General features: G+C 43.9%; 13 protein-coding genes. 5 read left to right on the top strand and 8 right to left on the bottom strand.

What is annotated here, in order from left to right; genetic code table 11:
* The 3 genes from LLF78_08040 to LLF78_08030 form a co-directional block, all read right to left on the bottom strand.
* Window positions 1-353: hypothetical protein (locus tag LLF78_08040; GenBank protein MCE5202444.1), on the bottom strand; the 353-nt coding region annotated here is incomplete at its 3' end.
* A gap of 178 nt (window positions 354-531) precedes the next feature.
* A complete protein-coding gene (locus LLF78_08035; protein MCE5202443.1) occupies window positions 532-1,323 on the bottom strand; it encodes a metal ABC transporter permease in 792 nt (263 codons plus the stop codon).
* A 10-nt stretch (window positions 1,324-1,333) separates the two neighbouring features.
* Entirely contained in the window at window positions 1,334-2,002 is a 669-nt protein-coding gene (locus LLF78_08030; GenBank protein MCE5202442.1) for a metal ABC transporter ATP-binding protein, read from the bottom strand.
* Window positions 2,003-2,229: 227 nt separating this feature from the next.
* Between LLF78_08030 and LLF78_08025 the strand changes: the two genes are divergently transcribed.
* Window positions 2,230-3,096: a metal ABC transporter substrate-binding protein gene (locus tag LLF78_08025; GenBank protein ID MCE5202441.1), complete on the top strand. Its 867-nt coding sequence runs from the start codon at window positions 2,230-2,232 to the stop codon at window positions 3,094-3,096.
* Window positions 3,097-3,225: 129 nt separating this feature from the next.
* Entirely contained in the window at window positions 3,226-3,678 is a 453-nt protein-coding gene (locus tag LLF78_08020) for a transcriptional repressor (protein MCE5202440.1), read from the top strand.
* Window positions 3,679-4,005: 327 nt separating this feature from the next.
* Here LLF78_08020 and cysK read toward each other — a convergent pair whose 3' ends face one another.
* From cysK to LLF78_08000, 4 genes are all read right to left on the bottom strand, one after another.
* The gene (gene cysK / locus LLF78_08015) at window positions 4,006-4,926 is read right to left on the bottom strand and encodes a cysteine synthase A (GenBank protein ID MCE5202439.1); all 921 of its coding nucleotides are present in this window, start codon (window positions 4,924-4,926) and stop codon (window positions 4,006-4,008) included.
* A 21-nt stretch (window positions 4,927-4,947) separates the two neighbouring features.
* Window positions 4,948-5,211, bottom strand: coding sequence for a glutaredoxin (locus LLF78_08010; protein MCE5202438.1), 264 nt, complete (start codon window positions 5,209-5,211; stop codon window positions 4,948-4,950).
* A 306-nt stretch (window positions 5,212-5,517) separates the two neighbouring features.
* On the bottom strand, window positions 5,518-7,053 hold the full coding sequence (locus LLF78_08005) for an aromatic amino acid ammonia-lyase (GenBank protein ID MCE5202437.1): 1,536 nt from the start codon (window positions 7,051-7,053) through the stop codon (window positions 5,518-5,520).
* Window positions 7,054-7,083: 30 nt separating this feature from the next.
* Complete coding sequence (locus LLF78_08000; protein ID MCE5202436.1) at window positions 7,084-8,625, bottom strand: BCCT family transporter; 1,542 nt, start codon at window positions 8,623-8,625, stop codon at window positions 7,084-7,086.
* 220 nt (window positions 8,626-8,845) lie between these two features.
* Here LLF78_08000 and LLF78_07995 point away from each other — a divergent pair, with 220 nt between their 5' ends.
* Both LLF78_07995 and LLF78_07990 read left to right on the top strand, forming a co-directional pair.
* Window positions 8,846-9,556 (top strand): GntR family transcriptional regulator, encoded by a 711-nt coding sequence (locus LLF78_07995; GenBank protein MCE5202435.1) that lies wholly within the window; start codon window positions 8,846-8,848, stop codon window positions 9,554-9,556.
* A 503-nt stretch (window positions 9,557-10,059) separates the two neighbouring features.
* Complete coding sequence (locus tag LLF78_07990) at window positions 10,060-11,031, top strand: formimidoylglutamase (protein ID MCE5202434.1); 972 nt, start codon at window positions 10,060-10,062, stop codon at window positions 11,029-11,031.
* A gap of 112 nt (window positions 11,032-11,143) precedes the next feature.
* Here the strand turns inward: LLF78_07990 and hydG are convergent, their stop codons facing one another.
* Window positions 11,144-12,571: a [FeFe] hydrogenase H-cluster radical SAM maturase HydG gene (hydG, locus tag LLF78_07985; GenBank protein ID MCE5202433.1), complete on the bottom strand. Its 1,428-nt coding sequence runs from the start codon at window positions 12,569-12,571 to the stop codon at window positions 11,144-11,146.
* 467 nt (window positions 12,572-13,038) lie between these two features.
* Here hydG and LLF78_07980 point away from each other — a divergent pair.
* A partial coding sequence (locus tag LLF78_07980; GenBank protein ID MCE5202432.1) for a hypothetical protein occupies window positions 13,039-13,822 on the top strand: 784 nt, incomplete at its 3' end.

Genomic DNA, 13,822 nt, shown 5'->3' with positions numbered 1-13,822 from the left:
TTAGCTTTTTGATCTGCAATAGAGACCATCATCAACCATACAATAGTTACAAATATTGCCATCCCTGTGCCGACTGTTGCGATCTCGTGAAACATCGGGCCTATGTCAGCCGGGTTGTTCATTGCCGTTAAAAAAGGCTGCCAGGGGACAAATTCTCCGTGCCATAAATGTTCAAATGCCAACAGCAGGACTCCGCCCCATAATAATCTATTCAGCCAGCTCAATTTGCGGCTCCAGCTTAATCCTGTTTGTGAAGCTCCTTCAAATTCAGCCTTCCGCTCCTTTTTCTCCACAACCTTCTGCACAATGGTAGTTATAATGACCTCTCCCAAAGGTACAAGCAAACACGCCATGTTTTTCCCCTCCGATCGATATTTGTGACTGACATTTCTGATCGATTCTAATGTCAGAACGATCAGTGTTGTTTATTTTAAACTTTTAAGACCCGACCAGAGGAACATTATACTCTTTTCATAAATTTGAGTCCAGCTTGATGCCCGCACCCTTTCATGCAGCAACATAAATATCATATCAGCCTCTATGATATATTAAAGTATATATTTTCTTTGCTATTATAACCAAAACAAGGATGGCAACAGAAACAAGAGCAGTGAATCCGCCGGGAGCAACATTGATATAATATGAAATAAATAGCCCAAGCATAATATCTATTACACTGAAAACAACGGAAAATATCAATGTAAGCTTAAATCCCTTCCCCAGCTGTAAGGCGGTGGCAACCGGCAGGGCAATCATTGAACTGAGTACAAGCACTCCGACTATTCTTATGGATACAGATATCGCGGAAGCTACAAGAATGGAAAAAACATAATTTATAAACCCGACTTTTACTCCGGCTATTCGGGCAGCTTCCTCGTCATATGCGATATATAGCATCTGATCATATAGAAAAATTAATGTCAGGACTGAGAGGATACTCAGTATAAGTACCGTTATCATGTCTAATTTTGTTACAGTAAGGATACTGCCGAACATAAATGAATCTGCATTTGCGTGAAGTCTCCCGGAACTTATGATTGTAATAGCTGTTCCTACGCTTAGAGAAAGCACGATTGTCAGAATTAAATCTGTATATTTCTTGAAATAGATCCTTAGAAATTCAATCAAAACACCGCAGATCGAAGTGAAGATAAACGCGCCGAGCACGGGGCTCTGATTAAAAAGCAATCCGATCGTTATGCCTGCCAGCGAGGCATGAGACAATGTGTCTCCTATCATCGAATAGCGGCGGAGAACTAAAAAAATACCAATGCACGGGCATAAAATGGAAATAAATATTGAAACAAAAAAAGCGTTTTGCATAAAACTGTAATTAAGCAATTTTATCGTCCTTTTTTAAATACTCGTCAGCATATTTTTTAGGAGAACAAAGATGCCCCTGTCCACCTGTTAAATGGTAAATCAGCGTTGAATTGAAAATAGCGGCATCCAGATTGTGTTCTACAGAAACAATCGTAATACCGTTTTCTTTGTTTAATTTTTTAAGAAACCCGTAAATCTCTTTTTGACTGCCGATGTCCACTCCCGTGGAGGGTTCGTCCAGAATCAGTAAATCAGGGTCGCCCATCAAGGCCCTTACAATCATTATTTTTTGGCTTTGTCCGGCGGAAAGCGTTCCAATAAGAGAATCAGTGAAGCCGGCCATTCCAACTAGCTCTAGGTTTTCCATAACGACATTTTGGTTTTTGATCTTTAAAAGTCTCCGATAAGAATTCAACATTTCATAAACTGTGATTGGAAAATTTGAATTTGAAAAGTCGTTTTTTTGCGGGACATACCCGATTTTCTTTGCCTGACAGAGAATTGTTCCGCTTGTTGGTTTTATGAATTTTAATATCAGCCTCATAAGGGTGCTTTTCCCACAACCATTTTCACCGACCACTGAGACATATTCACCGTCAAGTATTTCCAAGTTTATTCCGTTCAGTATATATGGAGATGAATTTCCATATGAAAAAAATAAGTTTTCTGCTTTTATCATAAATAATCACCTTCCCACCCGCTGCACAGCAAGTATAAATCAAACACAAAGAAATTTTTCATACTTGACAAGATATATTTGAAGAATTAGTATCAATTATAAATGCAAATACAATGCATTTGCAAGCATTTAAAAAATAGAGACAGAAGGGCAGATAAACGATGACAGGGAAACGGAAAGTTTTAGTATCATATCTGCTTGCTTTTGTATTATGCGTGGTTGCTGTTATGAGCTTTTCGGCGTACAGAAACAGAGAGCAGGCAAATGAAACAGGGGAAAATAAGATCAAAGTTTCTGTGACTTTCAACGCGATGAAGGAGTTTGTTGAAGCTGTTGGAAAGGACAAAGTCGAAATTTTTACCATCATACCGGACGGAGTGGCGCCGCATGACTTTGAACCTAAGGCACAGGATCTTGTTACGTTAAGCACGGCTCATATTTTTATATATAACGGATTTGGAATGGAAACTTGGGCTAATGATGCGGTCAAAGCTGCAAAAAATAAGAACCTTGTATCTGTTGAAGCGTCAAGTGGGGTAGAACCGATCACAAACAGTGATCCGGAAGAAATCGAAGAACACGGGCAATACGACCCACATATCTGGCTGAGCCCAAAGGCTGCGGAGATTGAAGTAAAAAATATTAAAGATGCCCTGATTAAGGTGGATCCATCTGGCAGTGACTATTATGAAAAAAACTGTAAGGATTTTGTTTTTCAGCTGGAAAACCTTTATAACGAATATAGCAGAAAGTTCAAATCTGTTCATAGGAAAAATTTCGTAACAGGGCACGCAGCATTCGCTTATCTATGCAGGGATTTTGGCTTGGATCAAAACAGCGTTGAAGATGTTTTTGCGGAAGGTGAGCCAAGTGCGAAACAATTGACTGAACTTGTAAAATATTGCAGAAGAAATAATGTAACAACTATTTTCGCCGAAAATATGGCCAGCCCCGAAGTTTCCCAGACACTGGCAGATGAAGTCGGCGCAAAAATAGAAACAATTTATACGATCGAAAGCAGTGAGGACAATAAAACATATATGGAACGCATGAAGGAAAACCTGTCAAGGATTTATGACAGTTTATCCAAATAAATAAACTTATGCTAACTGACCGCGTGAACGGAAAATTAGGATATACTACTTATATTGAACTGAAACATATCAAAAATGAATAAATATAATTTAGCGCTGCAAAAAGATTCCTATGGGGGAATGCCGGATATGGCAAATGGAATGGAACATGATAACGAATTAAAACAGAGCGGTCTGAAAAACACAAAACAACGAACTGCTGTATTGGATTTTCTGGAACATCACGACGGACCGATTTCTGCAGAGCAGGTATTTGTGGAATTGAAACAAAGGGACCTCTCTGTAAATCTGTCTACAGTTTACAGGATCCTTGAGACACTTGCAAACAAAGGTATAATAACAAAGTTGTATATAGTAGGTGATACTAAGGCTTTATTCGAATATAAACGTATCATGCACAGGCATTATCTCGTTTGCCTCGGATGCAGAAAAATTATAGCCATTGATAATTGTCCACTGGAGGCATATGAAAAATCTCTTGAGAAAAGCACAAATTATTCAATTGCGGGACATAGGCTGGATATATATGGCTACTGCCCGGAATGTCGTAAAAAAAACTGCAATGAGGCCATCCAACTATGATCTGGAATATTGCAATGAATGACTGATCGCATATTTCTTGAAATCATTCCAGACCGGCATCGGCACAGAAAATCCATCCACTGTCTGTAAGTATTATTCCACCGACAGAATCGTCCGGGCAATATTAAACAATAGCGACAGAGTCCTGAATATCCTCCATTGGATTTACTTTGAGCTCCTGAAGATGATTGCTGATCTTTTCATGCTTTGCTTCTCGTTCAGGATCACGATTTCTTCTTGCCATAATAAAACCTCCTGATCAGAGCTCTCTATTTTGCGCCTTTCAGGAGGGTTACATAATTCTTAGGATGGTTTCAATCGAGCTTATCAGGCAGAAAAGACACTCAGATATTTGTCTCCCCTGTCCGGCTGCACTGTAACAACAATGCTGTCCGCAGGAAGATTTTTCGCTGTCTCTATTGCGGACCATACATTGGCACCCGCTGATATCCCACTGAAGATACCTTCTTCAGCAGCAAGCCATTTAGCTGTATCAAGCGCATCCTCATCTTTGACCGTCATGAAACGCGACACTACACTCCTGTCCAGATTGGAAGGCACGAAGTTGGCTCCTATGCCCTGTATCTTGTGCGGGCCAGAACGGCCCTCCGTTATGAGCGGGCTCGACGCCGGTTCAAGCGCTATTACCTCTACATCTGGCCACTCTTTACGCAATGCTTTGCCAATGCCGCTTATCGTTCCTCCTGTCCCGAAGCTCGCGACGAATGCGGCAAGTTTCCTGTCCTTGGGTATCTGCGCAAGTATCTCGGGTCCGGTGGTCATCTCGTGTGCCCACGGATTGCCGGGGTTTGAGAACTGATCGAGCATAATTGCATTTTTTTCTTTCTCCAAAATAGCATTGGCGGCATCAAAGGCGCCCTTCATGCCCTCCTCTGCCGGGGTAAGGACAAGCTCTGCGCCGAACGCCTTCAGTATAGTGCGGCGCTCAACGGACATTGATCCCGGCATCGTAAGCACCACGCGCAAACCGAGAGCCCGCCCCAGTAATGCAAGTCCTATCCCCGTGTTGCCGCTCGTTGGTTCAACAATGACAGCCCCCTCGCGCAACAGCCCTTCGTCCTCGGCGCGCTTCAGCATACCCCATGCTGCCCTGTCCTTTATCGAGCCTCCGGGGTTATTGCCTTCCAGCTTAACCCAGACTTCCGCTCCGCCGGTATCCTTTTTCAGTCTGTAAAGCGGAGTATTACCTACAAGTTTTAGTATCTCCAAGGAATCAACCCGACTCATTGCCATTCAAGATCAACCTCTTTACCCGTTATATGCTTTTTTGAAAACATGTTCTATAGCCTCTTTTGTGGGTATTCCTTCATGGATCTTCTCTTCGCCGACAAAAAAAGTCGGCACGTAAAAATAATCATACTTATCCGCAACTTCAGGCTGCCGTTTTTCGTCTATTACAGTCAACGGGACCTCGGCATATTCCGGTTTCTCCGCAAAAAGCGCGTCCATCATCTCTTTCGCCTTACGGCAATGTGGACACCCTTCGAACATAAACATCGTTACTTCCTTCATCCGCATTAACCTCACTTTCATCGGTTTATCCGATCTGAATATTTTACAGCACATACAGGCAAAAAAACACGGTGGTCTGTGATCACACTGATGAATCTCATTATAATTATTCATCTTCCGTAAAAGACGGGCTTATTATCAGAGACATTATGCGGCCTTAATATACAGCCGCAAGCCTTTTATCCCTGTACCAACAATTTAGATACATATACACATCGCTATACGTATATATATAGAAAACGTAACGCCCTGTTTTTCAACGGGGCGTTACGCAGTTTACTGATCAAAGATCGCAGGTCTAAATTATTAGGACATCAGTCCTATCTGTTCCTCGGCAATAGCCCTTACTCTCCCGGAGTGGACCAGTTCCATTGCCCATTCCATATCAGGGGATATATAGTGATCATTCTCCATAAACGGAGCTTTTTCCCTGACAGCTTTATTTACGGCAGCAGTAACGCTTGAAAGGAGACACTCCTTATGTATTCTGAGTTCCGCAGCCTGAGCTGCCGTAAGCAGCTCATTTCCAAGTATATATTCAGCAAGCCTGACAACCTGTCTTGCTTTTAATGCCGCATTGTACCCCATGCTTACATAATCTTCCTGGAATGCACAGGTAGGCACAGAATCTACAGATGCAGGGTGAGCCAGGACCCTGAGCTCTCCAAGCAAAGCCGCTGATGAATACTGAAGTATCATATAGCCGCTGTTCTCACCTGCAGATGCAACAAGGAACGGCGGCAGTCCACTGACATGCTCGTTCAGCATCCTGTCTGTCCGGCGTTCAGATATCTTTGCGAGATATCCCATTGCTATACATATAGAATCTGATTCAATACCGATAAAACCAGCGTCACAGTTACATCCGCTTAATGCTTCGCCGGAAGGATGGATTATCGGGTTGTCATCACATGAATTCAGCTCGTTCTCTACGGCTCTAAGCGCATCAGAGACTGTTTTGCGAACAGCTCCGTGAGCCTGAGGTATACACCTCAGGCTCAGCGCATCCTGTAGGTTCTGTCCCCCGAATTCCTTGATAACCGCGCTGTCTTTAAGGATTTTATTTACATGCTGAGCCGATATCCATTGTTCGGGCTGATGCTTGACACCCATGATCCTTTCGTCAAAAGCGGTCAGGTTACCTCCAAGAGCCTCTAATGTACAAGAGGCGACAACGTCTGCAGTTGCGGTAAGATTCGCTGCGTCATAGGCTGCAAGAGCAGCAAGAGCCGTAGCTGACGTACCTCCGCTGATTAGGGATAACCCTTCTTTATAGCTCGGATTAATTGCAGTTGTGCCAGCGCATTTAAGTGCTTCGGCACCGTCAAGAAGTTCTCCGTTATAATAGGCACGTCCCTTGCCAAGGAGAACCATCGCTATATGCGCCTCTGCACCTAAGTATCCGACAGAACCATGTGCGGGTGTCCACGGGATAATATTTTTATTAAGGAATTCAGCAAGATGTTCAAGTATTTCCAATCTGACTCCTGAATAACCGCTCCCCATGTTCAGAAGCATCACAAATATGATTGCACGGACAGCTTCCCTGTCCAGGGGTTCGCCAACATTCGTGCAGTGTGTAAGTATCATATTCTCCTGATATTTAATGGCATCTTTTTCAGGAATAACACGTTTTACGTTATCTCCCAAACCTGTAGTGACGCCATAAATGCGGCGGTTTTCCTTTACTAAATTCTCAACAAGCTTCCTGCATTCCATGACACGTTTCTTATAAGTATCGTTGAAAGACACTTTGGCCCCATAGCGTGCAACGGCGATAAGTTCACAAAGACGGACTTCCCCGCCGAGACATACTTCTTTGATACTGCTGGCTCTGTTCATTGTATATATACTCTCCTTCATGCAAAAAAATTAATCCGAGTTTTTATCATAGAAAAACACCTTAAATGTAGAAATTACCTGCAGCACAAATATAAAGAGAACCATGGCCCCACCGGCGGCTGCAAGAAATTTGACTCCGTCAACCCCTTGTTCCCCGCCTGCAAATGCAACCATAAAGAAAGCAATGGCTCCTATCGATAGTCCCCAGAGGATTTTCTGCCATGCCGGCGGTTCTTCCCCGTGTTTAAGATCCTTTGTGCAGATAGATGCAATCGTAGTTGTCATCACATCTGCCGCTGTCGCAAAGGATAGCATGAGAGTCAGCATTACTACCGGGACAAGGATCGTTCCCAAAGGAAATGCTTTAAGGAAAACCCAAAGACCTGCTACAGCGCCGCTGGCAGTAATAGCTCCTATCAGATCCAAACGGCCTTCAAGCTGCCATGAAATAGCGGTGCTTCCCCACACGCCGAACCATAAAAGACCAAATACACAAGGAAGAATCCAGTTGACTATCATAAATTGGCGAATAGTCCGGCCATATGAGATCATGGCAAGGAAAAGCCCCATCAGCGGAGCGTAGGCTATCCAAATTGCCCAATCATAAAGTGTCCACCATTTTACAAGCGCGTCACCGCCGATGTCACCGGGGTCGAAGGCCCAAACCCAGAAATTCTGCAGCCAGTAGCCAAGACTTGCAACACTGGTCCTCAGGATATAAAGAGTCGGTCCCATTATGATCAAAAAGAACAGAAGGACAAAGAATATTTTTGAGTTTAAATCAGCCAGGCGCTTGATCCCTTTGTCCAGTCCAAGATAAGAAGCTACGGTAAAAAGGGCCGTTGTAATTCCGGCTATTATGAGCCATACCATTGGGCTCTGCTTTATTCCCCAGGCTACTTCCGCACCTGAGCCAATCAGGGCAAGCCCTGCACCAAGGGAGGATGCCAGTCCCAGGACTATTGCGAGAAGAGAAAGATTGTCAATCAGCCATGTAAAAGAATGGATCCTGCTGCCAAAAAGCGGCTCTAGTGTTGCAGTTACTGTCAACGGTTTCTTTTTATTAAAATATAGGTATGCTGCCAGGATGCCTGAAATACAGTACATGGCGTAAGGGAAAAACGTCCAGTTATAGAAACAGCGTCCTATAGAGAACCATACCAATTCTGGATCTCCGGGTTTTAGGCCAAGTTTCGCCGTCTCTCCGTAAATATTCCCGAGATAAATAATGGGCTCATTTACACCATAAGTGATAATGCCTGTTGCAATAACCCCGGTAAGTGCCATCGCAAACCACGAAAGGAACGAGAATTCAGGTTTTGCATCTTTTCCTCCGATACGGATAGAACCGATCTTCGAGAAGGTGATTACGCCGACCAGAATAATAGCAACTACGGAAATAAGCTGATACAGCCAGCCGAAACTCGTAAGAGACCAATCGAATGTGGCCGAAGCGATGCTCGTAAGCATTTTGTTGTTAAAGAATCCCAGCAACGCTGCGCCGCCAATGATAATAAAGGATGGAACAAATATTTCATAACGAATATTTTTTTTCTCTTTCTCCTGAGACATAAAGAAACACTCCTTTCATTATCCTCGTCATATAGTAATTTTTCGCTGTTTCATCACTCATCTGATTTTTCTGGAGCCAGCCGTGTCCACCCTCCCTCTAACCGGCAATTTTGCAACCCATATTGTACTACTTGCATGTTACATGCTACGTGTAAGTAATGACTTCACGTTATGTTATACTTATTCAATGATTTTTACAAGCGTGGGGGAAGATATCGCTATGTCTTTTTTTCAAAATGAATCCTTAAGAAAACAACTTTATGACTATATAAAACAAAAAATCAACGCCGGAGAACTCAAGCGCGGAGATATGATCAATCAGAAAGAACTGTCTGAAGAACTCGGAATAAGCAGGACTCCTTTCAGAGACTGTATGATACAGCTTGAATCAGAAGGGCTCGTTACCATAATCCCGTGCAAGGGCGTCATTGTGCGTTATCTAACTTTTGAAGAAATAATGGAGGTTCAGGAAATCGGGGCAGCTCTAGAGGGAATGGCCTACGAGCTTGCGTTTGGCACGGCACGCAAATATTGCATAGACAAGCTCACAGCTATTGTCAGCGACGTACAAACCCGCCTGGAGAAAGGCGATGTCTCTCTCTGCTATGAAAAAAACCAGGAATTTCATACCCTGATACTTGACAGATGCCCTAACAAACAGATAGTGACAACTTTGGTAAAGATGCGGGAGCGCCTTTATGATTTTCCAAGACATGACCTTGCTCCAGTTCTTAAATGGGAAAAAATATTCTGGCAGGAACATCTGAACCAAATTAAGATACTGAGAGAAGGTACGGCCAAGGAGTTTGGAGAGTATGACAGAAACGTTCATTGGGGAATAAAGGGCAAGGAAGGATACTGGGAAACTCTTTTCAATGTGCCTGCAGGAAGCGTCAATAAATATTTTCATGAAAGAAGCATAGATTCATAAAAGAGTCCCCACCCATTTATTATGTCCCTCTTCTTTGCTGTTATTTGATTTTATAATATTGCGCCCGGACGGTTATTTTGTCCATTCCCAGAGGCCCCTTGCCGAATACGTATGTATCCTGATAGATCAAGAGGAAATTTTTCATCCTGGAGCCGCTCCCGACATCTGTGTAAACACTTCAGAAAGTACTGAAGAAAACATGAAGATCCTCTTGGATGCCATCATATATCCGACACAAAAAGCTTATTCCCTGACTCGGCTACGGCCTTCTTTGACCATAATATCGTCTCACCAACAGGCATGAAATTATCCATCCAAGTACAGTCGATCAGGCGATCCACCGTCAAAATGCAAGCATCAAGAGATGGATCGGCATACTGCAAAGAAAGTCAATGTCCTATAAAGGGTCGATTTTATCAATACAGCAAAAATGCCTTTAACTGTTTGTACTGTATGACTAAAATTTCCGCATAAGAAAAAAATTTTTGCAGGAGGGGTATATGATGGCCTTTATTCTGAACAAGGCGGACAGGGATCTGTTTTACAGCCGAAACGATCCTAAAGACCGCAGGCTCGGGGAACTTATACATCGGGCTAAAATCGATAATCTCCGTAAAGCGGACATAGTAATAGTCGGCATACCCGAAGATCGCGGTATATTGGCAAATAAAGGCCGTGCCGGCGCAGCGAAGGGACCGGATGAAATACGCCGGCGCCTGTACAGGCTTACTCCTGGATTCAACATGGATTTCGACCGTTTGAGGGTCGTAGATATTGGCAACCTCTCCACAAATGAACTTACTCTTGAAGAGGTACACCTTGCGGCACAGGAACTGGTGTCCGAAATTGTTTCGCATGGTGCTATCCCGATAGTGATAGGAGGCGGCCATGACCTGACATATCCTGGGGTGGCCGGGCTAGTTCAAGGGGCCTCCATTAAAAAAGACGGACTGGGGCTTATCAACGTAGACTCTCATCTTGACGTCAGGACAGACGAAAACGGCATCAACAGCGGGACTTCCTTTTACCGCGCCTTGACACAGCTTCCGGACAAGGCCCTGCTTGGCAGCAGCTTCGTGGAATTTGGCATACAGGAACAGTATAACTCTCCATATTACTATAACTGGGTCCGGGAACAGGGCGCAACTGTTGTTACACTGAGGGAGGTCTCAGAGCGCGTGATGGAATCTTTCCTTCAGTCACTTAGCATCGTCGGGAGAAGAGGGCACACTGTGGCACTGTCTCTCGACATAGATGCGGTGCGCAGCACGGAGGCGCCCGGCGCCTCTGCCAGCAATCCGAGCGGATTGAAAGCCCCTGAACTGGACAAGATAGCATATCTTGCGGGACGCAGTTCGCAGATCCGCTATCTGGATATTATGGAGGTATCGCCGCCTCTTGACGAAGACCACCGCACTGCGGCATTGGCGGCATCATCGATATTCTGGTTTTTGCGCGGGGTCAGCGAAAGGTAAAAGGCTGCACCAGACGGCAGATCCTTTGTTTTACAAAGTTACGGCATGAAACGGCACAATCCTGATGATCTGAAGACCATCCGGATCGTGCTGTTTCAGCAGAGACGTTCCCCTAGAAATATAAGTCCTGCGCTCCCTCTTCCAGCTTCTTGAGACGTTCCTTTGTAAGCTCCCTGGCTTTCTCGTTGGGTATGCATTCGACTTCCTTTTCAATGACTTTTTCCCCAAGTTCCTTGAGGTGGTCTGATCCATAGCCTATCAAATATTCCTTGAACGTGAGTATCGCGTTCGGCTGGCAAATATTGCGTATCTGTCCCGACTTGGCGAGGGACATGAAACGGTCGCCCGTGCGCCCCTGCCTGTAGCAGGCAGTACAGTAGCTTGGGATATAACCGTCCTCACAGAGCCATGTGAGCACCTCGTCCGGAGTCCTTTCGTCTGACACCTTGAACTGGGCCGTATCAGGCTGCTTAGGTTGGCCGATTTCCTTGTGGTAGCCTCCTATGCCTGTGCATGAGCCTGCACTTACCTGTGATATCCCGAGATCAAGTGCACGGCGGCGCGTTTCAGGCGTTTCACGGGTCGAAAGTATCATCCCGGTGTAAGGAGTTGCTACCCTTATTACTGCAATGATACGAAGAAACTGCTCATCGGTAGTGAGATATGGGAATTTTTCAAGTTCGACACCCTCTGCCTCACGCAGGCGCGGGACTGAAATAGTGTGTGGCCCGACGCCAAGCGTCTTTTCAAGGTGTTCGGCAAGAAGGAGCTGAGCCACTGCTTCATATTTGTAATCGTAAAGTCCATAGAGGACGCCGGTCCCAACATCATCTATGCCGCCTTCCTGTGCCCTGTGCAGCGCCGTCGTGTGCCAGTCGTAATTGCTCTTCGGCCCTCTCGGGTGCATCTTCTGGTATGTCGGCCTGTGGAACGTCTCCTGAAACAGGATGAAGGTGCCGATGTCAGCTGCCTTGAGGCGTTTATATTCCTCAACGGTCGTTGCTGCGATGTTTACATTTATACGGCGAATTGAATCACCCCGGCTGTTTTTGTAGGCATATACGCGCTTCATGCAGTCGATGATATAGTCGAGAGGAATATTTACAGGATCTTCCCCTGCCTCCATTGCGATCCTCTTGTGCCCAAGCGCCAGGATCGCATCCGCCTCCTGGTCGATCTCTTCCATAGTGAGTTTCTTTCTGCACATTTGCGTATTGCCTTTGTGGAATCCGCAGTATACACAGTCGTTTATGCAGTAGTTGGATACGTACAGCGGCGCGAACAAAACTATACGCCGTCCGTATATACGCTCCTTGATCTCCTTCGCGAGGGCGTATAGCTCTTCTTCAAGCTCTTTGTCTGTAATTTCGAGCAGGACCGCCGCCTCTCTGTGTGTCAGGCCATGGCACTCCCTTGCTTTTTCCAGTAAGGCACGAACGGCCTTTTTGTCTTTGGCAAGGGCTTTTGCTTCCTCAAGCGAACTCAATATCTCTGCGTCGTCAATAAAAGACGAATCGTGGAACTGTTTTGGATCGTACATTATGACATCCTCCTTTTTTTGCTGCTCGAATAAGAAGAGGGGCAGGAAAAGGTAAGGATAGAATAAAATCCCCTTTCGGTCAGTGAAAGGGCATAAAGGCTGGATAAGGAAAACCTTCTGCGACCCTTTCCCCCTGTCCGGAACTGACCGGACAGACAGATGGTATCCATCCCGACTTCTTTCCGTCCTGCCGGAACAAACCTGCAAAACAGAAAATCAAGCAGTTTAATCTGAAACGGTTATTATTATAGCATTACATATTTTTTTCACAAGATGCGATGTCATAAATCCATGGTCCGATCCGTATATCCCGCATGTTTCTTAACCCGCTGTTTTGAAATATATGTATTATGCTATTATATGACGGAGTGAGAGGATGGATTTTCAGATAATAGGGTTCTATGCCTTCCCGTTATTATGGTTGATTGGTGAATACGATCGACAAGAAGATTGAAAGGGATCTGAATATGCGACCTAAAATGGAAAAAAATTCCTTATTTTTTGCTTTTTCGCTGACAGTTATATTTATTATAATATTCTTAGTGCTTTTACTGTTATATTCAGCTTATCAAGAACATAATATAGTTGAAAACAGGATGATGTTGGCGCAGGATGAAACTTTTAATATAACGATGCAAAAAACTTTTATAGTTAAAGAGTTTGAATCAATTACCTCTGATTTAATTTATTTAAGTAAAAGCCCCGTTTTTCAAAATTTTATTAATAAAAAAAGTTCAAAAAGTAATGTAGAAAATGAGTGGATAGTTTTTTCTAATATTAAAAAGAAATATGATCAATTACGTTATATTGATATATCTGGAAATGAAATTATCAGAATTAATTTTAATAATGGGAAGGCATATAAAGTTGGAAATGGCTCCCTGCAAAATAAAAAGAATCGATATTATTTTACTGAGACGTTAAAATTACATGAAGGACAAATATATATATCAAAATTTGATTTAAATATCGAAGGGAATAAGCTGGAATTACCCTTAAAACCAATGATACGTTTTGGATCGCCAATATTTGATCAAACCAAGACCAAACGGGGTATCATCATTGTAAACTATCTTGGCCAATATATCATCGATGAAATCAAGAAAGCCCGCAGTAAAAATATCAGCTATACGCATTTGGTCAATCAAGACAGTTATTGGCTTGTGGGACCGGATGCGGCAAAAGACTGGGCCTTTATGTATCCTCATAAAATCGATCAGAAATTTAAAAATCAATTCCCGGAAGAATGGC

It is taken from the genome of Synergistaceae bacterium, assembly GCA_021372895.1.
Taxonomy (GTDB): Bacteria; Synergistota; Synergistia; order Synergistales; family Synergistaceae; genus JAJFTP01.
This window is presented reverse-complemented; position numbering and strand designations above follow the sequence as displayed.

What these genes read in the sequence shown, in the direction of transcription:
- LLF78_08025 (MCE5202441.1), top strand. Translation starts at nt 2,230, where the DNA reads ATGAGCTTTTCGGCGTACAGAAACAGAGAGCAGGCAAATGAAACAGGG.
- LLF78_07995 (MCE5202435.1), top strand. Translation starts at nt 8,846, where the DNA reads ATGTCTTTTTTTCAAAATGAATCCTTAAGAAAACAACTTTATGACTAT.
- LLF78_07990 (MCE5202434.1), top strand. Translation starts at nt 10,060, where the DNA reads ATGGCCTTTATTCTGAACAAGGCGGACAGGGATCTGTTTTACAGCCGA.
- LLF78_08035 (MCE5202443.1), bottom strand. Translation starts at nt 1,323, where the DNA reads ATGCAAAACGCTTTTTTTGTTTCAATATTTATTTCCATTTTATGCCCG.
- LLF78_08010 (MCE5202438.1), bottom strand. Translation starts at nt 5,211, where the DNA reads ATGAAGGAAGTAACGATGTTTATGTTCGAAGGGTGTCCACATTGCCGT.
- LLF78_08030 (MCE5202442.1), bottom strand. Translation starts at nt 2,002, where the DNA reads ATGATAAAAGCAGAAAACTTATTTTTTTCATATGGAAATTCATCTCCA.
- LLF78_08000 (MCE5202436.1), bottom strand. Translation starts at nt 8,625, where the DNA reads ATGTCTCAGGAGAAAGAGAAAAAAAATATTCGTTATGAAATATTTGTT.
- cysK (MCE5202439.1), bottom strand. Translation starts at nt 4,926, where the DNA reads ATGAGTCGGGTTGATTCCTTGGAGATACTAAAACTTGTAGGTAATACT.
- LLF78_08020 (MCE5202440.1), top strand. Translation starts at nt 3,226, where the DNA reads ATGGCAAATGGAATGGAACATGATAACGAATTAAAACAGAGCGGTCTG.
- LLF78_08005 (MCE5202437.1), bottom strand. Translation starts at nt 7,053, where the DNA reads ATGAACAGAGCCAGCAGTATCAAAGAAGTATGTCTCGGCGGGGAAGTC.
- hydG (MCE5202433.1), bottom strand. Translation starts at nt 12,571, where the DNA reads ATGTACGATCCAAAACAGTTCCACGATTCGTCTTTTATTGACGACGCA.